20 protein-coding genes are annotated in these 22,994 nt (G+C 41.2%); 7 read left to right on the plus strand and 13 right to left on the minus strand.

Features of this window, described 5'->3' with window-relative positions; genetic code table 11:
- Positions 1–122 precede the first annotated feature (122 nt).
- Entirely contained in the window at positions 123–1,130 is a 1,008-nt protein-coding gene (locus LPA49_RS04460) for a rhodanese-related sulfurtransferase (RefSeq protein ID WP_118844238.1), read from the minus strand.
- Between the two features lie 197 nt (positions 1,131–1,327).
- Between LPA49_RS04460 and LPA49_RS04465 the strand changes: the two genes are divergently transcribed.
- Together LPA49_RS04465 and LPA49_RS04470 are read left to right on the plus strand one after the other, a co-directional pair.
- A complete protein-coding gene (locus tag LPA49_RS04465) occupies positions 1,328–2,653 on the plus strand; it encodes a DEAD/DEAH box helicase (protein ID WP_065979896.1) in 1,326 nt (441 codons plus the stop codon).
- 2 nt (positions 2,654–2,655) lie between these two features.
- Positions 2,656–3,486, plus strand: coding sequence for a S1 RNA-binding domain-containing protein (locus LPA49_RS04470; protein ID WP_036968547.1), 831 nt, complete (start codon positions 2,656–2,658; stop codon positions 3,484–3,486).
- 465 nt (positions 3,487–3,951) lie between these two features.
- Here the strand turns inward: LPA49_RS04470 and LPA49_RS04475 are convergent, their stop codons facing one another.
- A complete protein-coding gene (locus tag LPA49_RS04475) occupies positions 3,952–4,536 on the minus strand; it encodes an NAD(P)H-dependent oxidoreductase (RefSeq protein WP_065979895.1) in 585 nt (194 codons plus the stop codon).
- A gap of 1 nt (position 4,537) precedes the next feature.
- Complete coding sequence (gene dkgB, locus LPA49_RS04480) at positions 4,538–5,338, minus strand: 2,5-didehydrogluconate reductase DkgB (RefSeq protein WP_074988246.1); 801 nt, start codon at positions 5,336–5,338, stop codon at positions 4,538–4,540.
- Positions 5,339–5,445: 107 nt separating this feature from the next.
- Here dkgB and LPA49_RS04485 point away from each other — a divergent pair, with 107 nt between their 5' ends.
- A complete protein-coding gene (locus LPA49_RS04485; RefSeq protein WP_065979893.1) occupies positions 5,446–6,351 on the plus strand; it encodes a LysR family transcriptional regulator in 906 nt (301 codons plus the stop codon).
- A gap of 193 nt (positions 6,352–6,544) precedes the next feature.
- On the opposite strand, the gene LPA49_RS04490 is transcribed toward LPA49_RS04485, so the two are convergent.
- The gene (locus tag LPA49_RS04490) at positions 6,545–7,432 is read right to left on the minus strand and encodes a LysR family transcriptional regulator (RefSeq protein WP_065979892.1); all 888 of its coding nucleotides are present in this window, start codon (positions 7,430–7,432) and stop codon (positions 6,545–6,547) included.
- A 125-nt stretch (positions 7,433–7,557) separates the two neighbouring features.
- On the opposite strand from LPA49_RS04490, the gene LPA49_RS04495 reads away from it, so the two are divergent.
- Positions 7,558–8,049 carry a VOC family protein gene (locus LPA49_RS04495; RefSeq protein WP_036968563.1) on the plus strand — a complete coding sequence of 164 codons (492 nt, stop codon included), beginning with the start codon at positions 7,558–7,560 and terminating at the stop codon, positions 8,047–8,049.
- A gap of 426 nt (positions 8,050–8,475) precedes the next feature.
- Here LPA49_RS04495 and pyrF read toward each other — a convergent pair whose 3' ends face one another.
- From pyrF to gyrA, 9 genes are all read right to left on the minus strand, one after another.
- Complete coding sequence (gene pyrF / locus LPA49_RS04500; RefSeq protein ID WP_036968566.1) at positions 8,476–9,180, minus strand: orotidine-5'-phosphate decarboxylase; 705 nt, start codon at positions 9,178–9,180, stop codon at positions 8,476–8,478.
- A gap of 33 nt (positions 9,181–9,213) precedes the next feature.
- Positions 9,214–10,350, minus strand: coding sequence for a lipopolysaccharide assembly protein LapB (lapB, locus tag LPA49_RS04505; RefSeq protein ID WP_075593606.1), 1,137 nt, complete (start codon positions 10,348–10,350; stop codon positions 9,214–9,216).
- A gap of 2 nt (positions 10,351–10,352) precedes the next feature.
- Positions 10,353–10,634, minus strand: coding sequence for a lipopolysaccharide assembly protein LapA domain-containing protein (locus tag LPA49_RS04510; protein ID WP_054551349.1), 282 nt, complete (start codon positions 10,632–10,634; stop codon positions 10,353–10,355).
- 20 nt (positions 10,635–10,654) lie between these two features.
- Entirely contained in the window at positions 10,655–10,942 is a 288-nt protein-coding gene (gene ihfB, locus LPA49_RS04515) for an integration host factor subunit beta (RefSeq protein WP_036968575.1), read from the minus strand.
- A 61-nt stretch (positions 10,943–11,003) separates the two neighbouring features.
- The gene (gene rpsA, locus LPA49_RS04520) at positions 11,004–12,671 is read right to left on the minus strand and encodes a 30S ribosomal protein S1 (protein ID WP_230235746.1); all 1,668 of its coding nucleotides are present in this window, start codon (positions 12,669–12,671) and stop codon (positions 11,004–11,006) included.
- Positions 12,672–12,764: 93 nt separating this feature from the next.
- On the minus strand, positions 12,765–13,478 hold the full coding sequence (cmk, locus tag LPA49_RS04525) for a (d)CMP kinase (protein WP_118844234.1): 714 nt from the start codon (positions 13,476–13,478) through the stop codon (positions 12,765–12,767).
- A gap of 104 nt (positions 13,479–13,582) precedes the next feature.
- Entirely contained in the window at positions 13,583–14,863 is a 1,281-nt protein-coding gene (gene aroA / locus LPA49_RS04530) for a 3-phosphoshikimate 1-carboxyvinyltransferase (protein WP_074988248.1), read from the minus strand.
- A gap of 1 nt (position 14,864) precedes the next feature.
- Positions 14,865–15,953 (minus strand): 3-phosphoserine/phosphohydroxythreonine transaminase, encoded by a 1,089-nt coding sequence (gene serC / locus LPA49_RS04535; RefSeq protein WP_230235748.1) that lies wholly within the window; start codon positions 15,951–15,953, stop codon positions 14,865–14,867.
- Between the two features lie 69 nt (positions 15,954–16,022).
- Positions 16,023–18,719 carry a DNA topoisomerase (ATP-hydrolyzing) subunit A gene (gene gyrA, locus LPA49_RS04540; RefSeq protein WP_230235750.1) on the minus strand — a complete coding sequence of 899 codons (2,697 nt, stop codon included), beginning with the start codon at positions 18,717–18,719 and terminating at the stop codon, positions 16,023–16,025.
- A gap of 176 nt (positions 18,720–18,895) precedes the next feature.
- Here gyrA and ubiG point away from each other — a divergent pair, with 176 nt between their 5' ends.
- The 3 genes from ubiG to nrdA all read left to right on the plus strand — a co-directional run bounded on the left by ubiG (position 18,896) and on the right by nrdA (position 22,952).
- Positions 18,896–19,606: a bifunctional 2-polyprenyl-6-hydroxyphenol methylase/3-demethylubiquinol 3-O-methyltransferase UbiG gene (gene ubiG / locus LPA49_RS04545; protein ID WP_075593609.1), complete on the plus strand. Its 711-nt coding sequence runs from the start codon at positions 18,896–18,898 to the stop codon at positions 19,604–19,606.
- Positions 19,606–20,277 (plus strand): HAD family hydrolase, encoded by a 672-nt coding sequence (locus LPA49_RS04550; protein ID WP_036968596.1) that lies wholly within the window; start codon positions 19,606–19,608, stop codon positions 20,275–20,277. Before ubiG ends, LPA49_RS04550 begins: the two co-directional genes overlap by 1 nt.
- A gap of 389 nt (positions 20,278–20,666) precedes the next feature.
- Entirely contained in the window at positions 20,667–22,952 is a 2,286-nt protein-coding gene (gene nrdA / locus LPA49_RS04555; protein WP_230235785.1) for a class 1a ribonucleoside-diphosphate reductase subunit alpha, read from the plus strand.
- The last annotated feature ends 42 nt before the right edge of the window (positions 22,953–22,994 follow it).

Genomic DNA, 22,994 nt, shown 5'->3' on the forward strand with positions numbered 1-22,994 from the left:
AAAATGATTAAGTATTTTTGCGGAATGGTATAATTAGCTGTATGAGTGGCAGATAATGTTTAGGTCATAAAAAAGCCCCAGACTATGCTGAGGCTTGTATATTATGCTTCAGAAGTGGAAACTTATTGTTGGCGCTGTGCTTCTTTTTGCGCTTTTTTAGCTTCTTTACGTTTACGAAGTACTTCTTGAGCTTCGTTGCCAATGTGGCCTTCGCCACGAGCTTGTGCTAATTCGATTTGCTTTTGACGCTCAGCAAAACGAGCACGCTGCTCTTCTGTTAGGCTGTCGTGACAGTGATGGCACGATACACCTTCCATGTATTCTGGCTTTAACTTTTCGTCTTCTGTGATAGGCATACGGCACGCATGACATTGGTCGTATGAACCTTTTTGTAAGTCGTGATTAACCGCTACACGGTTATCAAATACAAAACATTCACCTTCCCACATGGTTTCTTCTTTTGGTACTTCTTCTAAGTACTTAAGAATACCGCCTTCTAAATGGAAAACTTCGTCGAAACCTTGTTCTTTCATATACGCCGTTGATTTTTCACAACGGATACCACCCGTACAGAACATAGCCACTTTTTTGTGCTTTTCAGGGTCAAGGTTTTCTTTAGCCCACGCAGGGAATTCACGGAACGTTTTAGTTCGTGGATCGACCGCGTTTTGGAAAGTACCAATTTCGATTTCGTAATCGTTACGCGTATCGATTAAGATCACTTCAGGGTCTGAAATTAATGCATTCCAGTCAGCCGGTTTTACGTATGTACCCACTACTTCACGCGGGTCGATACCTTCAACACCCATGGTTACGATTTCTTTTTTCAGTTTAACCTTAGTGCGGTAAAACGGACATTCATCGTCGTATGACTCTTTAGTCACAATGTTGTCTAGGTTTGGTTGTGTATCTAACCATGCAAGTAGATTGTCGATACCTTCTCGCTTTGCAGACACCGTACCGTTAATACCTTCAGCCGCTAATAACAAGGTACCGCGTACTTCATTTTCTTCCATCACATTGAGTAATGGTTGGCGAATTGCTTCAAAATCTGGAAGGGCTACAAATTTGTAGAGTGCGCACACAACGAAGTGTTCGCTGGTTACATTGTCTTTATGTACAGCAGTCATAGGTTACCTTTTGCTTTAAATGCCATAATTGGCGTTAACCGAATCGCAAATCCGGCGCATTGAGGGCGCGTATTTTACGCGAATTAACGCTAATTGCAAAAACTCTAACGAAATAGCTGTGTTTTTACTGTCTCCAACTATGGCAAGTACGTTATAATAAACACGATTTACTAATTTTGCTCATCGGAGATTAAGCATTGCATTTTACTGAACTTGGGATTGATACACGCCTCGAAAAACAACTTGCGCATCAAGGCATCACCCAGCCCACCGATATTCAAGCTCACGCGGTACCAACAGCTATCGCGGGCCATGACATTTTTGCACAGTCAAAAACAGGGTCGGGCAAAACGCTGGCGTTCTTATTACCTGCTGTACAGCGCGTAATGAAACAAAAAGCACTCAGTAAACGAGATCCTCGCGTTTTAATAGTGGCCCCTACTCGCGAGCTGGCTACTCAAGTGTATAGCCAACTTAGGCTACTAATTGCTGGCACAAATATAAGCGCGGTGAAAATTTTAGGTGGTGAAAACTTTAACGACCAAATAAAAGCGCTTCGTAAAGACCCTCATTTTGTTGTGGGCACACCGGGTCGTCTTGCTGACCATTTAGGGCAACGCTCATTGCAGCTTTCGGGCCTTGAATTACTCATTTTCGATGAAGCTGACCGTATTTTAGATTTAGGCTTTACCGAGCAAGTTAAAATGATCAACGAACTTGCCGATCATCGTCTACGTCAAACTTTATTGTTTTCGGCGACGCTAGATCATGCACAGGTAGATGCTCTATCACGTAACTTATTACGTTCACCAAAACAAATTTTATTAAGTGCCTCTAACGAGCAGCACAGCGACATAACGCAAAAGCTTTATTTAGCGGATCACCTTGATCACAAAGAAGCCCTACTTGAGCACTTTGTAAAACAAGACGATGTTGGTCAGTGCATTATCTTTACTGCAACCCGAGCCGACACCCAACGTTTAAGCCAATGGCTAAATGATAAAGGCTTTAAAGCGCAAGCGCTTGCTGGCGATTTAACGCAAACAAAACGTTTGGAGATCATGGACGCTTTCAGTCGTGAGAATTTTAAAATACTAATTACCACCGACGTCGCATCACGTGGTCTTGATTTATTAAGTGTTACTCACGTCATTAACTTTGATTTACCTAAACATGCCGAAGAATACGTTCACCGTATTGGTCGTACAGGACGCGCCGGTTTTAAAGGCACTGCAATATCGCTTGTCGGTCCAAAAGACTGGCCTAGCTATAAAGCAATTAAAGCATTCTTAAATGATGAACTTAGCTTTTTCACCGTCGAGGGCTTAGTAGGTAAATTTAAAGGCCTACGCGAGAAAAAAGCGGATACTGTTTGGAAAAAAGCAGAAGAAAAAATATCTGCAAAACCAGTGAAACCTAAACGTAAAGCCGCTCCTAAAAAACCAAAAGCGCCAGTTAAACCCCCTATTGATGTGGATGGTTTTTCACCTATGCGTCGTAAGAAAAAACCAGAACAGGAATAATAATGAGCATTCTTGGAACTACCCAAACATTATTCGTTAACGAAATATCAAACGAAGGCGCCTATTTAGATGGCCGCGATTTAGGTGAAGTGTTTTTACCTAGCAAAGAAATTGAATACGAAATTGAAGCTGGCGACAGTGTTCAAGTATTCATTTACCTTGATCATGCTGGCCACCCGACTGGTACCACTAAAAAGCCACTTGCTCAAGTTGGCGAATACGCCCTATTGCGCGTCAAAGCAATTAACAACACCGGTGCATTTATGGACTGGGGCTTAGAGAAAGATGTGCTTGCACCATACAACGAACAAAAGCCAAAAATGAAAGAAGGCTTCTCGTATTTAGTACGCTTATACCTAGATAACGCCAGTCAGCGTATTTGTGCATCAAGTAACTTTAATAAGTTTTTATCAAAAGATGAGCCTAACTATGCACCAATGGAAGAAGTTGAGTTAATCGTTGCGGGCAAAACAGACCTAGGTTACAAAGTACTGGTTAACGAAGCACACATTGGTGTGGTGTATTACAACACAGTATTCAAAAAGTTATTCGTTGGCCAACGCTTAACTGGTTACATTCAAAAAGTACGTGAAGATGGAAAGATTGACGTACTACTCGAAAAACCAGGCATGGGTAAAGTAAACGACCTTAGCGAAAAAATTCTAGATAAATTAAAAGCCGAAGGCGGTATTTTACACCTAGGTGATAAATCTGACCCAGAAGCAATTAGAAAAACCTTTTCGACCAGTAAAGCAAACTACAAAAAAGCCATCGGCGGTTTGTTTAAACAAGGTTTGATTGATATTGAAGCCACTTCAATTAGGTTGAAATAAGCTACGAGCTACGAGCTACGAGCTACGAGCTACGAGCTACGAGCTACGAGCTACGAGCTACGAGCTACGAGCTACGAGCTACGAGCTACGAGCTACGAGCTACGAGCTACGAGCTACGAGCTACGAGCTACGAGCTACGAGCTACGAGCTACGAGCTAACAAGATTATTGATATATATGAAAAAGAGTAAAGTGAAAGCTTTACTCTTTTTTTATTGGTTTTGATAGCTGTAACAAATAGGCGCGGTAAATTTTCTAACACTATAATGCCCCTTTATGTGTTTCGACTGCGCTTTACCTCAGAGTATGGTTTGAAGTTTGACCTACTTTTACTATCACCAATACATCGAGTAATGTGTACAGATTATCTCATGCTTAACCCCCATCCTCTCTGTATATAAGAGGATGGATAGATTGTAATCCTGTACAATCAGGTGCAGCCAAGAGGTGACTGTATTGTTCTAGATTAACTTGAAAACACTTCTTTCAAGTGTGCTTTATACCTATCAAAGTCGTTTTCTACCTGAGGGTTTTTAATGACATCGTTACACATAAAGGTGCCCAAAGGAGACATGCCCAAAAACTGATGAGCTTTATGAAATGGCAAGTACACACCGTCAACACCTACCCCTTCAAAAAACTGAGAAGGATCAGTAAACGAATCTTGTGGGGCATTCCATGTAACCGAAAGCATATACTTTTTGCCTTGAAGCAACCCACCAGAACCATATTTTTTGTCGCTATCACTTCTTGTTCTCCCATCGCTTTGATACAAACGACCATGACCAAGGGTAAACACGTCATCAATATACTTTTTCACAATCCAAGGGGCTCCCATCCACCATGCAGGATTTTGGTGGATTACGACATCTGCCCATAACCATTTTTCAATTTCAGTTTCTATATCGTAGCCACTATCGACTTCAGTAACTTTGACATCATGGTTTAACTCGATTAAACATCCATGTGCTAGTTCTACCAACCTACGATTAAGTGTTCCTTCAGAGTGAGCAAACTTTTTACCGCCGTTGATAATTAATACATTACTCATTTTAATCATCCCATTCTGGAGCAAGACCATCAGGGCTCACTTGACGCCCATTGCGTTCAAGACCATCGATCAAATCAATGTCTTCAATCGTCAATCCGAGTTGCTTTGCTTGCAGGTTGCTGATGAGATTTTCGCGTTTGGTTGACGATGGGATCACGGCAAATTCCTTGGCTAATGCCCACGCCAACACTACTTGCGCTGGTGTTGCTTTGTACTTAGCTGCAATATCAATAATCAAAGATTCCTTTAAAACTTCACCATAGGCTAATGTCATGTAAGAGGTTACTTGTATACCGTTTTCTCGCATATATGAGACTAATTTCTGGTTTTGCAAGTATGGACTTAGCTCAATTTGGTTTGTAGCAATATTTTCTTTGCCTACTGCATCGAAGGCTTTGTGTAACAACTCAATATTGAAATTTGACACCCCAATTTCTTTAGTTAGCCCAAGGGATTTTGCCTCTAGCAGAGCCTGCATATACTCTTCGATATTTTCACTCTCACCAGGCCAGTGAATTAGTGTTAGATCCACATAGTCCATTTTCAGTTTCTCTAGACTTTCCTTGAGGCTTGGGATGAGTTCAGCCTTAGACATATTGTCTACCCAGATTTTGGTTGTGATGTACAACTCTTCTCTAGGTATGCCAGAATCCACTAATGCTTCTCCAATGCTCGCTTCATTACCATAGATTTGAGCAGTATCAATCGCGCGATAGCCAACTTCTAATGCGTTTAATACTGAACTTTTTACCACCTCGCCCTCTAAGCGAAAAGTGCCTACACCAAATGAAGGTACTGTCATAACGTCTCCAAAGTTTTTATGTTATTGCTGTGAGTACTAACTTTACTTGGCAGGACTGATTCATTAAAGTTAATATTAATCAATTTTTAATTTACAAAAGGTAACGAATGAAATCGACTTTGGATGAGATGAAGGCACTAGTCGCTGTTGTAGATACAGGAACGGTACGAGGGGCGTCAGAAATTCTTTCTATTACACCAGCTGCAGTGAGCAGAACTATCTCAAGACTGGAAACAAAACTAGAAACTACGTTATTGAGTCGTACTACTCGTAGGTTAAGTGTTACGTCAGAAGGAAGAATTTACCTAAAAAGAGTTCGAAAAATACTCGAAGAAGTTGATTTCGCAGAGGATCAATTAAGAGTCCAAAAAGATAAGCCTTCAGGTCTTTTACGAATTAATGCAGCAACGCCCTTCGCAATTCACGGACTTGCACCTTGTATTACCCATTACCAAACGCTGTACCCTGACGTTGAAATCGAACTGAATACAAGTGAAGAGAATATTGATTTAGTCGGAAAACAAACGGATATTGCTATCCGTATTGGTCAACTTAAAGATTCAACATTGAGAGCTGTATTTATTGGTAGCAGCAGAATACGCATTGTTGCTAGCCCTGAGTATCTAGAGAAATTTGGTGCGCCAAGTTGTATTGATGAACTATCCAGCCATAGGCTATTGGGATTTAGTAAGCCTGAGATTTTGAAAAATTGGCCACTCATGAATGAAAACGATAAGGTTTTTAAAGCAACGAGTAACTTGCAAGCAGATAATGGTGAGGTAATTCGACATTTAGCGTTAAGTGGAGCAGGCATCGCATGCTTATCTGATTTTATGACATATAGAGATAGGAAAAATGGCAGTTTGGTAGAGCTGTTCAAGGATTCTTCTCTCAGAATAGAGCAACCTATTCATGCCATTTACTATAAAAACTCAGCAACATCTCTGCGAATTTCATCATTTATCGAGTTTATCAAAAGTAACCTTAAAATTGATAATAATGAGTTCATGTAGCTCTTCCTTATCACCAGAGCTACACATTAGATTGAGTGATTTTCCATACTTTTAGTAATCCGTACGTTACTAATTTAGTGATGTCACTGACACGAAAATGTCCATCTTCGTTTCAACTATTCTGGCTGAAACGTTTTTGTCCAAAAACCACTGAGTAAATGCTCTATAGGTTGGCTTTGAGTGAATAGCGAACCTAAGCCCATGTCTGCCGAATGATTGAATTAAAGGTATTATAACGAGCAGGTAATACTCTGTTTTTTTTACAGACCAAATATAAACTTTCTATTACTGGTTGTTTAGGTTTGAAAACCTTTAAACGTTTAGGGAGATAAAAACTGTCAACGGCACTTTTGGGTAATACGGTAAAGCCAATGCCTTGAGCGATTGGTTCTAAGATTTGGCTAATTTGGTTAATTGAACCGACAACAGGAATTTTGCTAACATCTAGTTGTGTTAATTCTTGTTCTAATGATTGCTTAAAATACAAAGACAAATAATGTTCGGCATCTGGATGATTGATTAGCCCTAACTCTGAAAATAATAGCTCCCAGCTATTATTAACATTAGCTTTTTGGGGCAAAATCAAACACAGCTCTTCTTTGCCAAGCTCTTCAAAATCAAAGAAACTTTCATTGGGTATATTAGTCACAATTCCTTGGTCAATATGTCCGTTTTTGATATCAGCCAAAATTTGATGATTAGGGGCTGCTTTAATATTAATGTGAATGTTGGGATGTTGATTTTGAAGTGGTAATAACCTTGGGTAAAGTAGTAACGCCACTGAGCCAGAGCATGCTAAGGTGCATTCTCCTGATACAGGGTCATCAAAGCTTAGTTGCTCAAAGAGAAACTTTTCATTCCTTATTAACGCTTTCGCATGGTTGTAAACCAACCGACCTTGCTCAGTAATTGAAAATGACTTCTTCTCTCTTTTAATTAACTTACATCCACACGCCTCTTCGAGTTTGTTGATGTGCTGGCTAACTCCCGGTTGAGTCATATAAAGTTTTTCGGCGGTTTGTGTAAAGTGCCCAACATCAACAAGCGTTATAAACGTTTCTAACCAAACAGGATTTAGCATACCATCACTTCATAACTTTAAATTATCATTTTCATAATAATCGATAATTTCATTTTATCAATAAGCGTTCATATAATTTACTCATTAATTAGGTTTTATATTTCAGCAATATCTAGGAGAAAATTATGAAAATGAATCATGTGGGTATTATGGTTGGCGATATGGACAAAGCGGTTGAGTTCTACACTAAAGCGCTAGGCCTTAGAATTGTAATGAATAACACCAGAGTTATAGAAGAGCGAAAATCAGCAATCGGTCGCATGTGTATTGCGGTATTCGGTGAAGGCTTCAAAAGTTTTAATATTGCTCACTTAGTAACTACTGATGGTATCGGTGTTGAGCTGTTCGAAATGGTTGACCGCGAAGAGTGCCACAACGTTGATTTCTCGCGCCTTGGTATCTTCCATTTCTGTTTACAGTTGCCAAAGGAGCAGTTTGAAACAGCAATTAAACGTGTTGAAGAGTATGGTGGCAGAGTTCGCATGGATATCCACCGTTATCACCCTGAAGATGAACTAAAGCAAGCGCAAATGGTTTACCTAGAAGACCCATTTGGCAACCTATTTGAGTTTTACTCTCACTCTTACGAAGATACTTACGCTTCAGACTACGAATAACATAAAGGAGTAGAAAATTTTCTACTCTTTGTTTGTTGTTTCTGCCGAGGTGTTTGTTCATTTTTGTTGTTCATGTGTAGTTTAAAGTAGACGTACACTACTTGTTAATTCTGCATGGTCGCATGCGTGTATATAGCACGCAATAGTAATTAAAGGCTAATATCATCGGAGACTTTGGAGTTTAAGAGCAAGACTGAATAATTTTGAAATGAAGTGAGCCAATAGCTGAGTAAAGTCACTATTTATGAGTTAGGCTAACTCTTAAGCAACTTTTGTTTCATGAAATCAATAAATGCATGGTTTTTATTAGGCATGTATTTACTTTGCACAAACTGTAAGCAAATATCCCCCTGATAATTAAGCCCTAAAACAAAAAGAGCAAAGTAAAAACTTTGCTCTTTATTCATTCAGATTAAATAACGCAGGCTATTTTAGCGAGTCATTAATTTCTTTTAGTGTTGCCACTGGGTCTGCAGATTGGGTGATTGGGCGGCCAACGACTAAATAATCGCTTCCATCTTCAACAGCTTGCTTTGGTGTCATAATGCGTTTTTGGTCACCAGCATCGCTACCTGCAGGGCGAATACCTGGGGTAACCAGTTTAAAGTCTGCGCCTAGCTCTGCTTTTAACTTTTTCGCTTCTTGCGCTGAGCACACTACTCCATCAAGGCCTGATTCTTTAGCTAGTTTTGCTAGGTAGATAACCTGCTCTTCAGGTGTTTTATCTACACCTAAGCGAGTAAGTTCGGCGGCATCCATGCTGGTTAATACTGTTACTGCAATCAATAATGGTGCGTCATCACCAAACTGCTCTAATGCTTGCTTTGCTTTGGTCATCATTTCAACGCCGCCAGAAGCATGCACGTTAACCATCCATACACCCATTTTTGCAGCTGCTGTAACAGCTTTTGCAACGGTGTTTGGAATATCATGAAATTTCAGGTCTAAGAAAACATCAAACCCAAGATCTATTAGTTCTTTTACAAAGCTAGGGCCAAAATACGTGAACATTTCTTTGCCTACTTTAAGGCGACACGTTTCAGGCGATAATTGCTTTACAAACGTAAGCGCTGTTTGTTGATCGTCATAATCAAGGGCAATTAATACTTTTTTTGAATCTTCGACAGACATAACTTTCCTAAAAAACTAATGGACTAATATGAATTAAAAACCGTCTATGCCACGGCTTGGAACAATTGTTTCCCAGTGTTTACAAGATGGACACACCCAATAGATGGTATGACTGGTAAAGCCACAATGCTGGCACTGAAAATCAGGTTTGGTTGCGATATAAGAGGTAACCAATTTATCAATTTGATCTAATACATCTTTAATATCGTTATTTTGTTTCGCGAGCAGTTGTAATAAAAAGCTAAAACCACGGATCGTGGGATGGCGCTTTAAACTGTCAGTTAAAAATTTAATGGCTTGCTCAATATGCCCTTGTTCAAGGAGTGCTTGGCAATGCTTTATTTTTATTAATACTCCCCCTTTTTCGAGCAGTTCATTCAGTAAATCATGAAATTGATGCGTTAAGTTAAGTTTGTCATAACTCATCGCCAGCTCTTCAATAAACACAGGGGCAAAAAAGGTAAACTGGCTAATTAGCTCTCGCCAATAGTAAATTGCTTTCACATAATCTTCTTTGGTAAAAGCGCTGTGGCCGAGCTCATACAAAGGGCGAATAGCTTTGTGGTTTAAGCTAATCGCCTTGCGCATAATTTGTGTATCGTTGTCTTGTAAAGCGGCTTCACAATAAAAATTAGCAATGGCTTTAACATGCTGCGGTTTTGTAAATAGCTCACTGTGCGCCTCGTACATGTTAATGCCTTTATCCCACTCTCGCGTTTGCGAATATAGGTTAATAATAGGCTCTAAGGCTTCTTTGTATCCGGCTTTCACAAGCCAGACTAAGTGCTCTTCCGCACCATCTAACAGCCCTGCCATAATATAATCTTCGGCAAGCTCTAAACGGCTGGTGGCTGCTTGTTGTTCATCTAAACTGGGGTGTTTTAATAACAGCTCATGAATTTTAATTGCACGGTCTAACTCGCCACGACGGCGAAACATGGTCGCCAATGTTGAATAGTGTTCAACGGAGTCTGCTGCAACTTCAAGAAGATTAATTAAGTGTTCTAAGCCTTGGTCTTCTTCTCTGTCTAAGAGAAACTTTAAGCCTTTAGAATATTCAGAGGTGATTTGGCGATTAAGCTGATGAGCTTGGTTTTTAGCACTGTTTTTACCCATTATCCAGCCGTAACCGGCTGCAACGGGTAAAAGTAAAAACAGAAGCTCAATCATGATTAGGTGTCTTTATTAGCAACAAGCTTTTTATTGTTTTTTTCAGGCGCTAACTTTTTCTTTAAGCGATAATTTTGCCACTTTAACTGCGAAAACAGTGTAAAGCTTATAAAACAACCAATGGCGACACCTAAAATAAAGCAGATACTTATTACAACAGCTAAGGGCAACGTATTACTGGCAATTAAATAATTGATTTGCACAAGTTGTGGATTTTGTGAACCAAGTACAAACGCAATAAATAAGCACAGCGCTATTAATACAATTTTTAATACCCTAAACAAGTAACTACTCCTGTATAAAACTAGGCAATACTCGCATTTACGCGGTCACGTAATTCTTTACCTGGTTTAAAATGTGGTACGTGCTTACCGTCTAGCTCAACTGTTTCGCCAGTCTTTGGATTACGACCTGTGCGCGGAGAACGATAATGCAATGAGAAACTTCCAAAGCCACGGATCTCGATACGATCTGAGCTAGATAATGAACCGGCCATTTGTTCAAGAATTTCTTTAACGGCATTTTCAACATCTTTCACTGGAATGTGTGCGTGTTGTTCAGCTAGTTGTTCTATCAATTCTGACTTAGTCATAACGTTTCCTTAAAAAGAGATAAAGGAAGGGCAAAACTGCCCTTCCAATTAAAGACTTAGATTAGTCTTTTTGAGCATTTTTGAATGCTGCAGCCATTGCGTTTTCAAACGCTGGCTCTTCTTTCTTAAGCTTCTCTAGTACTTCTTTCTCTTCTGCTTCGAAAAGAGCTTTAACAGATAAGCTTAAAGTGCGGTTCTTACGATCAACACCAACGTATTTCGCTTCGATTTCGTCGCCTGCAGAAACTACAGTAGTAGCATCTTCAACGCGCTCTTGAGCGATATCAGCTACACGGATGTAACCTTCAACGCCTTCGACTAGCTCAACAGTTGCGCCTTTCGCATCAACTTCAGTCACTTTACCTTTAACAATAGCACCTTTTTTGTTTGCGTCCAGGTAGTTATTGAAAGGGTCAGCTTCGATTTGCTTAACGCCTAGAGAGATACGCTCACGCTCTGGGTCAACTTGCAATACGATAGCAGTGATTTCGTCGCCTTTCTTGAATTCACGTACAGCTTCTTCGCCTGGCGTGTTCCAAGAAATGTCTGAAAGGTGAACAAGACCGTCAATACCGCCTTCAAGACCGATGAAGATACCGAAGTCAGTGATTGATTTGATCTTACCAGTAACTTGGTCGCCTTTGTTTTGTAGACGAGCAAATTCTTGCCATGGGTTAGCAATACATTGCTTAAGACCAAGAGAAATACGACGACGCTCTTCGTCGATTTCAAGAACCATAACTTCAACAGTGTCACCTAGTGAAACAACTTTTGAAGGGTGGATGTTCTTGTTAGTCCAATCCATTTCAGAAACGTGTACTAGACCTTCAACGCCTTCTTCGATTTCAACGAAACAGCCGTAATCTGTAAGGTTAGTAACACGACCAGAAAGCTTAGAACCTTCTGGGTAACGACCAGCGATAGCTGCCCATGGATCTTCGCCAAGTTGTTTAAGACCTAGAGATACACGAGTTTTATCTTTGTCGAATTTAAGAACTTTAACTGCGATTTCGTCGCCAACATTAACGATTTCTGAAGGGTGCTTAACACGCTTCCACGCCATGTCTGTGATGTGTAGTAGACCGTCAACACCACCAAGGTCAACGAACGCACCGTAGTCAGTAAGGTTCTTAACGATACCTTTAACTTCTTGACCTTCAACAAGGTTAGCAAGAAGTTCTTCACGCTCTTGTGAGTTTTCTGATTCGATAACTGCACGGCGAGAAACAACAACGTTGTTACGTTTTTGGTCAAGCTTGATTACTTTGAACTCAAGCTCTTTACCTTCAAGGTGAGTTGTGTCACGTACTGGACGAACATCAACAAGTGAACCAGGTAGGAAAGCACGGATTGAATCAACTTCAACAGTGAAACCGCCTTTAACTTTACCGTTGATAACACCAGTAACAGTTTCTTGCTCTTCACATGCTTTTTCTAAGCGGATCCACGCTTCGTGACGCTTCGCTTTCTCACGAGAAAGGATAGTTTCACCGAAACCGTCTTCGATTGCATCTAACGCAACATCTACTTCGTCGCCAACAGCAACTTCTAGTTCACCAGCAGCATTTTTGAATTGCTCAGCAGGGATTGCACTCTCAGATTTAAGACCAGCATCAACAAGTACGATGTTGTTCTCGATTGAGATAACTGTACCTTTAACGATAGAGCCTTGCTCTGCTTCAAAACCCTTTAGGCTTTCTTCAAATAACTGCGCAAAATTTTCTGACATTATACGTCTCTAAATAATTAAATAACCAATTAGCAACCATGCTGCATGGGGTTGTTAAAATAGCGCTGGCATCCTGCCGGCACATTAAAAAATTTACTTTTTAGCTTTAGGGAGCTTACCCGCAAGTACGGCTTCGTCGACTAAAGTAATAACTTTATCAAACACTTGCATTGCATTGAACTCGCTAGTATCGATTTCAATGGCATCTTTTGCAGGCACAAGCGGCGCAACTTCACGTGTCATATCACGGTGATCGCGTGCTTTTATGTCCTCAAGTAGACCACTTAGTGTAACATCTAGTCCACGATCGTTCAACTCAGCAAAGCGACGACGCGCACGCTCCTCAGCAGTCGCTGTTAAATATATTTTTAATGGCGCGTCTGGAAACACAACCGTGCCCATATCGCGACCATCTGCAATTAATCCGCTTTCAGAACGAAACGCGCGTTGACGACGCAATAATGCTTCTCTTACGCGTGGTAAAGCAGCGACTTTTGAGGCTGCAGCACCAACTTCTTCGTTGCGAATTGTTGTTGTGACGTCTTCGCCTTCTAGTACAATTTTAGACGTGTGTGTTTGGCTATCTACCAAAAACTGTACATCTAAGTTTGCAGCCAGCGGCACTAATGCATCTTCATTATCTAATTCAATTTGATGATGAAGTGCAGCAAGTGACAGCACACGATAAATCGCCCCGCTGTCTAATACATCCCAACCTAATTTCTCGGCTAACAAGCGACAAACAGTTCCTTTACCTGAACCACTTGGGCCATCAATGGTGATTACGGGCATTAATAACGCCTGCATTTATAACCTCCTGCAATGCACACCAAAATAAAACCGCAACATTATACGTCAGTTCTCGTAATAGATCCGCACTTTGAATGTAACTTTTTATATTTTCTTCTGTTTTATTGACTTGAGACAGACTCTAGTACCTTGAAAAACGTTGGAAAAGTTTTATATGTACACTTAGGATCATTAATGGTTATTGGCTTACCGCCAACGGCCACCATCGCAAAGCACATGGCAATACGGTGATCATTGTATGTATCTATCGCTACATCATTAAATGTTTTTGGCGGTGTAATTTCGATGAAATCTTCACCTTCGACTACCTCAGCGCCCACTTTACGAAGTTCTGTCGCCATGGCGTACAAGCGGTCTGTTTCTTTTACACGCCAGTTATAGATATTGCGGATTGCAGTTGTACCTTTTGCGAATAACGCAACAGTGGCCAGTGTCATGGCCGCATCAGGAATAGCGTTTGCGTCGATATCAACCGCGTTAAGTTCACCTTTACGCACAACCAGCTTTTCATCGTACCAATCAATCTTAGCGCCCACTTGTTCCATCACTTTGGCAAAGCCAATATCACCTTGAACAGACGCAGCACCAACACCGTTAATTTCTATTTCACCACCCGCTATTGCGGCAGCTGCAACAAAGTATGATGCGCTCGATGCATCACCTTCGACCATAATGCGCTCTAGTGCTTGGTATTGTTGGCACCCTTTTACATAAAATACTTCGTAGTTGTCGTGTTTAACTAACACACCAAAACGCTGCATAACATCTAAGGTAATATCAATATAAGGTTTTGATACTAACGTACCTTTAATACGGATTTCTGTATCGCCATTAAATAATGGCGCTGCCATTAATAAGGCCGTTAAAAACTGACTAGATATACTGCCGTCAATTTCAACTTGGCCGCCATTAATTTTACCGCCTTTAATGGCCAGTGGTGGATAGTCTTTATGTTTTAAATATTCAACATCACCACCCAGCGCATGCAGAGCATCTACTAAATGCCCAATAGGACGCTCTTCCATACGTGGCTCACCGACAAGCTCATACTCGCCCTCTACAGCGGCAAGAACCGCTGTTAAAGGCCGATAAGCAGTGCCAGCATTGCCGAGAAATAACGGCTCGCTAGGTGTTAAGAATTTACCTGCTACACCTTCAACGGTCGCAACGGTTTTATCGTCATTTAAGGTAACATTCACACCCAATAGTTTAAGTGCGCCTAACATATGACGAATATCATCACTGTCTAGCAAATTTTCAACGACCGTGGTGCCCTGTGCAAGCGCCGCCAAAAGTAAAATACGATTTGATAAGCTCTTTGAGCCCGGCAGCGTGACACTGCCATTTACCTTTGAGATAGGTTCAAGACGAAGCTGTTCCATATTAGCTATTCTCCTTGGCGAATTTATCCATAAAATCAACCAAGGCTTGTACACCAGCAAGTGGCATTGCGTTATAAATACTTGCGCGCATACCACCTACAATGCGGTGGCCTTCAAGCGCCAGTAAACCCGCTTCTTTCGATTGTTTAATAAACTGGTCATTAAGCGATTCATCGTTTAACCAAAATGGTACGTTCATACGCGATCGGCAATGCTTAGCAACTTTATTATTATAAAATTCTGAATTGTCGATAAAGTTATACAGCAATTCTGCTTTGGCAATATTTTGCTCTTCCATGGCTTTTACGCCACCGTTTGCTTCTAACCATTCAAACACTTCTGCTGCTAAGTACCATGCAAATGTCGGTGGCGTGTTGTACATGCTGCCTTGCTTTGCTTCTAATGCGTAATCAAGAATACCTGGTTTTTCGAGACCTTCGCGCTCAAGCAACGTTTTACGAATAATAACAATTGCTAAACCCGATGGGCCGATGTTCTTTTGTGCGCCTGCATAAATGACATCGAACTGGTTTACGTCAATTTCGCGTGACAAAATTGTTGATGACATATCGGCGACTATTGGCGCAGATGGGTGTGAAGGCACGTCAAAAATCTCAATACCATCAACCGTTTCATTTGGGCAATAGTGAATGTATGACGCATCAGCTGGTAATTCCCAGCTTGTCGCTGGTTTAATTGAAAACTGGCCATTTTGCTGCTCGTCATTACGAACATTAATACTTGTCACTGCGGTGAACTTTTCGGCTTCTTGTGTCGCGCCTTTTGACCACACACCGTTTTCACAATACACCGCGGGCTTATCTGCTAAATGCAAATTTAGTGGTACAGCACTAAATTGGCCTCGGCCACCGCCGTGCATAAATAAAACTTCAAATTCGTCACTGATATTCATTAGACGGCGTAAGCTTGCTTCACATTTTGCTGTAAGCTCTAAAAAGTCGCTACTACGATGGCTGATTTCCATCACAGATACGCCTAAACCTTGCCAATCTATAAATTCTTTTTGTGCTTTTTGCATTACTGCCGGCGGTAACATTGCCGGTCCTGCACAAAAATTATATTTAGTCATTACTTTGCCTCATTCCAGTAATTATAGTGCGGATAAAAAAAGCGGCCGAAGCCGCTTTTTAAATCAATGTTACTCTGAAGGTGGGTTATCAACCATTTCTTCAGTATGTGTATCGACTACTTCAACGCCCTCGCCTTCGATGGCTTCAAGCTCATCAACTTCGATTTCTTCGATACGTTGTAAACCAACTACTTGCTCTTCGTCAATAGTTCGTATCAAAATAACGCCCTGCGTATTACGACCAACCGTAGAAACCTCATTAACACGAGTACGAACAAGCGTACCGCGATTAGAGATAATCATGATTTCGTCGTTTTCATCAACTTGTACTGCACCAACCACTGCGCCATTACGCTCGCTTACTTTGATTGATACAACACCTTGTGTTGCACGGCTCTTCGATGGGTAATCGGCAAGTGCTGTACGCTTACCATAACCATTTTCAGTCACGGTGAGGATTGCACCGTCTGTCTTAGGCACAATTAACGACACAACGCGTTGGTCGTCTGCCATCTTAATACCACGCACACCGGTTGCAGTACGACCCATTGGGCGTACACCTTTGAAGCGGATTTCAGGGTTACCCTCTTCATCAAGTACCGGATTGCCATTTTCATCAACGACGGTCGACTCTTCCGCTTCTTTAAAGCGTACTACCTTGCCTGCGTCTGTGAATAGCATGATTTCGTTTGTACCATCAGTGATATCAACACCAATTAGGCTATCGCCTTCATTTAGGTTGACCGCAATGATACCGCTTGCACGTTGACGGCTATAAGCCGTTAATGGTGTTTTCTTAACTGTACCAAATGCTGTAGCCATGAAGATGTATTTATCTTCTTCGTACTCACGTACAGGTAGAATTGCAGTAATACGTTCGTCAGCTTCAAGCGGCAGTAAGTTCACAATTGGCTTACCACGCGCTGCACGGCTGGCAAGTGGTAATTGGTATACTTTCAGCCAGTATAAACGACCAGCAGTCGAGAAACACAGAATCGTATCGTGTGTATTTGCAACAAGGAGACGTTCAATGAAATCTTCATCTTTCATCTTCGTTGCTGATTTACCTTTACCACCACGACGTTGTGCTTCGTAGTCTGATAAAGGCTGATACTTCACATACCCTTCATGAGAAAGCGTTACGACAACGTCTTCTTCATTAATTAAGTCTTCAAGGCTGATATCGTGAGCTGCTGCACTGATTTCTGTACGGCGCTCGTCGCCATATTGTTCTTTAATTTCAACTAGTTCGTCGCGAATAACTTCCATAAGGCGATCTGGGGTTGAAAGGATATAAAGTAGTTCAGCAATAAGATCGAGTAGTGTTTGGTACTCGTCTAAGATCTTCTCATGCTCAAGACCCGTTAATTTGTGTAAACGTAGGTCAAGGATCGCTTGTGCTTGTTGCTCAGATAAATAGTACTCACCATCACGAATACCTAGCTCTGGTGCTAGCCAATCAGGACGCGCTACATTTTCTTCACCGGCTTTTTCAAGCATGGCTTTAACAGTGCCTAGTTCCCAAGACCTTGCTGTTAAGGCTGCTTTTGCTTCAGCAGGCGTTGGTGATTTACGAATTAACTCAATGATTGGGTCGATATTCGCAAGGGCAATCGCTAAGCCTTCAAGCGTATGGGCACGGTCACGGGCTTTACGTAAATCAAATACCGTACGACGGGTGACTACTTCGCGGCGGTGAATGATAAATGCTTCAAGCATTTCTTTTAAGTTGAAACACTTAGGCTGGTTGTTATCAAGTGCAACCATATTCATACCAAACACGGTTTGTAACTGTGTTTGTGCATAAAGGTTATTCAGAATAACTTCGCCTACATCACCACGTTTAATCTCGATAACGATACGCATACCGTCTTTATCTGATTCATCACGGAGTGCGCTAATGCCTTCAATTTTTTTGTCTTTAACAAGTTCAGCGATTTTTTCAATCAAGCGTGCTTTGTTAACTTGGTATGGAATTTCGTGGACGATGATCGTTTCACGACCCGTTTTTTCGTCTACTTCAATTTCTGCGCGTGCGCGGATGTACACTTTACCACGACCCGTTAGGTAAGCTTGCTCTATGCCTTTCTTACCATTAATGATCGCGGCTGTAGGGAAATCTGGACCTGGGATATATTCAATCAGATCAGCAATTGTCATATCTGGGTTTTGGATAAGTGCCAAACACCCATTAATAACTTCAGTTAAGTTATGTGGCGGAATGTTCGTCGCCATACCAACCGCAATACCCGATGAACCATTCACTAATAAGTTAGGTACTTTCGTCGGTAATACGTCAGGAATTTGCTCCGTACCATCATAGTTAGGTACGTAATCAACCGTTTCTTTTTCGAGGTCGGCTAATAGCTCATGTGACATTTTTGCCATACGGACTTCCGTATAACGCATTGCTGCCGCAGAGTCACCGTCAACTGAACCAAAGTTACCTTGGCCATCAACAAGCATATAGCGTAATGAGAAAGGCTGCGCCATACGTACGATGGTGTCATATACCGCGCTGTCGCCATGTGGGTGGTACTTACCGATTACATCACCAACAACACGTGCTGATTTTTTGTAAGGCTTATTCCAATCATTATTGAGTTCGTTCATTGCGAATAAAACACGACGGTGAACAGGTTTTAGACCATCACGTACGTCTGGCAATGCACGTCCTACAATTACGCTCATTGCGTAATCAAGGTAGGAGTTTTTTAATTCATCTTCAATATTGACTGGCAGAATTTCATTGGCGAGATCAGTCATTTGATTTCACATTCCTTCAGTATTGACTCATAAAGAGGCAAAGCGCCGCCTTTAGAGCTTTAGTTATTATTTCATGACCATGCTACCACAATTAATTTAGATTTACAGGCGCTAAATCTTTGCGATTTATTAATTTACCCCTATATAATGGCCTCAGATTGACGAGGAAGCTTTTTATGACCGAACATCAAAATGTAGATAATGCAGAAATTGCAAAGTTTGAAGCCATCGCTGAACGTTGGTGGGACCGCGACGGAGAGTTCAAACCTCTTCATGAAATAAATCCTCTTCGCTTGGATTTTGTTGCCGACAAAGTTGGCGGCTTATTTGATAAAGAAACCTTAGATGTTGGCTGTGGTGGCGGCATTTTAAGTGAAAGCATGGCACGCATGGGAGCTAAAGTAACAGGCATCGATATGGGTCAAGAGCCATTAACCGTTGCTAAGTTACACAGTTTAGAAACCGGTGTCCCTGTTGATTATATGAAAGTACCGGCTGAAGAGTTTGCGAAAGAGCACCCTGCTCGCTTTGATGTAATCACCTGTATGGAAATGTTAGAGCACGTGCCAGACCCTGCTTCTATCATTCGTGCGGTCGCTGAGCTTGCAAAACCTGGCGCCGATGTGTTCTTTTCGACATTAAATAAAACACCTAAAGCGTATTTATACGCCATTGTGGGTGCTGAAAAGTTATTAAAAATGGTGCCCGAAGGCACGCACGACCATAAAAAGTTTATAAAACCCGCCCAATTAATTGCATGGGCAGAAGATGCAGGCTTAAAAGTAAGAGCAAGCACAGGCCTCAGCTATAATCCGTTTTCTAAGCAATACAGTTTAAATGATGATGTGAGTGTTAATTACATTCTTCATTTTGAGAAACTTGCCTAATGGCTGGTTGTAATCCTGATATCGCTTTTGATGCCTTTATTTTTGATTTAGATGGCACATTACTCGATACTGCGGATGACCTTGGCGGCGCATTAAATCGCGTATTAGCAGATGCGAATATCGCGCCTGTTGATAAAAGCATTTATCGCCCAGCAGCGTCAAATGGGGCCAATGCATTATTAGAGGTCGGCTTTGGTGATAAATGGCCCGACGTTGAACAATTAGCATTAAGGCAGCAACTGCTCGACTATTATGCAGAAGACATTGCGATTCATAGCAAGTGCTTTAATGGCATAGAGCAACTTCTCGCCTCACTTGAGCAAAACAGCATTAAATGGGGGATCATGACCAATAAGCCCGGCTTTTTAACCGAGCCATTGGTGCAAGCTATCCCAAGCCTTGCTAATGCCATGGCTGTCGTGAGTGGTGATACCTTAGCAGTTGCTAAACCATCGCCAGAGCCACTTATTCATACTGCAAACATGCTCGATGTTGATCCAACGCGTTGCTTATACATAGGTGATGCCGAACGCGACATACAAGCAGCAAAAGCTGCCAATATGTACAGTGCAACTGCACTTTGGGGTTATATACCAAGTGTGGATACCGCACTGAGCTGGGGCGCAGATTTTAACTGGCAAACTCCAACTGATGGATTTATCCATATATAGTGTTAGTTTTAAGTTAAAACACCATATATTGTGATTGGGTTGAGTTTTAAGCAAACTTTGTTGATAAAAAAAACAGTCAGAAATTATTTTTAAAAACGATAATTTTTGTAGATCTTGAGTTGATTTTTACAAATTTCATCATCAATGAATGATCAAAGGTTAATGCTTACTAACACAATTCGTTTATCCAATAGTTATCCACAAAATGGGGCATTTCTATCCCTTGCAAATGATCGCAGACCACACTATCTTGTGATCTGCGTTTTAAAGAACACCAGATATTGTGGCTAAATGTTATTCAATTGACTCATGCTGGTGCTAATAATAATTATAATTAAGAATACCTTTGTCACTAAAAATATAATTTCCCAAGGAATACAGGCAAAACTATGAACCAACAGCTATCTGTAAGCAAACGTGACGGCCGTAAAGAGTCACTTGATCTAGATAAGATCCATCGCGTCATCGCTTGGGCCGCCGAAGGTCTAAATAATGTGTCTGTGTCACAAGTTGAATTGAAATCACATATTCAATTTTACGATGGCATTCGTACTGACGACATTCACGAAACTATCATTAAAGCAGCAGCCGATCAGATCTCTAAAGATACCCCTGATTATCAATACCTTGCTGCTCGTTTAGCTGTATTCCATTTACGTAAGAAAGCGTATGGTCAATTTGAGCCGCCGCGTTTATACGACCACATTACAAAACTGGTTGAAGACAAACGTTATGATCAACACTTACTCGTTGATTACACTGAGCAAGAAATTGACGAGTTAGATGCGTATATTGATCATAACCGTGATCTAAACTTCAGCTATGCCGCTGTAAAGCAGCTTGAAGGGAAATACCTAGTACAGAACCGTGTAACGGGTGAAATTTACGAAAGCGCGCAGTTTTTATATATCTTAGTGGCAGCGAGCTTATTCTCTGACTACCCTCGAGAAACACGCCTTGATTACATCAAGCGCTTTTATGACGCGGTTTCGACATTCAAAATTTCATTGCCGACTCCTATTATGGCTGGTGTGCGTACACCTACGCGTCAATTTAGTTCATGTGTACTGATTGAGTGTGGTGATAGCCTTGATTCAATTAATGCGACATCATCTGCGATTGTAAAATACGTATCACAACGTGCAGGTATTGGTATTAATGCGGGCCGTATTCGTGCTTTAGGTAGCCCAATCCGTAACGGTGAAGCATACCATACTGGGTGTATTCCATTTTATAAACACTTCCAAACGGCGGTTAAGAGCTGTTCTCAAGGCGGTGTCCGTGGTGGTGCAGCAACCCTATTCTACCCGCTGTGGCATTTAGAAGTTGAAAACTTATTAGTCCTTAAAAATAACCGTGGTGTTGATGACAACCGTGTTCGTCATCTAGATTACGGTGTACAGTTCAACAAATTAATGTACAGCCGTTTAATTAAAGACGACTACATTACTTTATTCAGCCCATCAGACGTACCGGGTCTTTACGATGCATTCTTCGAAGACCAAGCTAAATTTGATGAGCTATACGTAAAATACGAGCAAGATGAGTCGATTCGTAAAAAACGTATTAAAGCGATTGAGCTGTTCTCAATGTTCGCACAAGAGCGTGCTAGTACAGGTCGTATTTACTTACAAAACGTTGACCACTGTAATACTCATAGCCCGTTTATCTCAACGGTAGCACCGATCCGTCAGTCTAACTTATGTTTAGAAATTGCATTACCGACTAAGCCACTTAGTAACGTAATGGACGAAGAAGGCGAAATCGCACTGTGTACACTTTCTGCATTCAACTTAGGTGCAATTGAGTCACTTGATGAGTTAGAAGAGCTTGCTGCACTTGCAGTACGTGCGCTTGATAACTTACTTGATTTCCAAGACTACCCTGTCCCTGCAGCGAAAAACGCAACCATGGGTCGTCGCACGTTAGGTATTGGTGTCATCAACTACGCATACTACCTTGCTAAAAACGGTAAACGTTATTCTGACGGTAGTGCAAATGCATTAACGCACCAAACATTTGAAGCAATTCAATATTATTTAATGAAAGCATCAAATGAGCTTGCTAAAGAACGTGGTGCTTGCCCTAAATTTAATGAAACAACGTACTCGCAAGGTATTATGCCAACAGATACGTACAAGCGCGACCTTGACCAAATCTGTGATGAACCTCTTCACTTAGATTGGGATACACTGCGCGCAAACATTAAAGAACATGGTATGCGTAACTCAACATTGTCGGCATTAATGCCATCAGAGACTTCATCACAAATCTCTAATGCAACAAATGGTATTGAGCCACCGCGTGGACACATCAGTGTTAAAGCAAGTAAAGATGGTATCTTGAAACAAGTAGTACCAGAGTATGAGCGCCTAAAAGACAATTATGAGCTACTTTGGGATATCCCATCAAACGATGGTTATCTGCAATTAGTGGGCATTATGCAGAAGTTCGTTGACCAAACGATCTCTGCGAATACAAATTATGATCCATCTAAGTACGAAGGCGGTAAAGTACCTATGAAGGTGCTTTTAAAAGACCTCCTTTCAGCATATAAACTGGGTGTTAAAACGTTGTATTACCATAACACCCGTGATGGCGCTTCAGATGCTCAAGATGAGCTTACACCTGAGGTGGAAGATGATGGTTGTGCAGGCGGTGCTTGTAAAATCTAATTAAATTAATAACATACACAAGCGGGCTCCTTAGCCCGCTTT

Origin of the sequence: Pseudoalteromonas sp. MB41 (assembly GCF_020966275.1) — a bacterium.
Taxonomy (GTDB): Bacteria; Pseudomonadota; Gammaproteobacteria; order Enterobacterales; family Alteromonadaceae; genus Pseudoalteromonas; species Pseudoalteromonas lipolytica.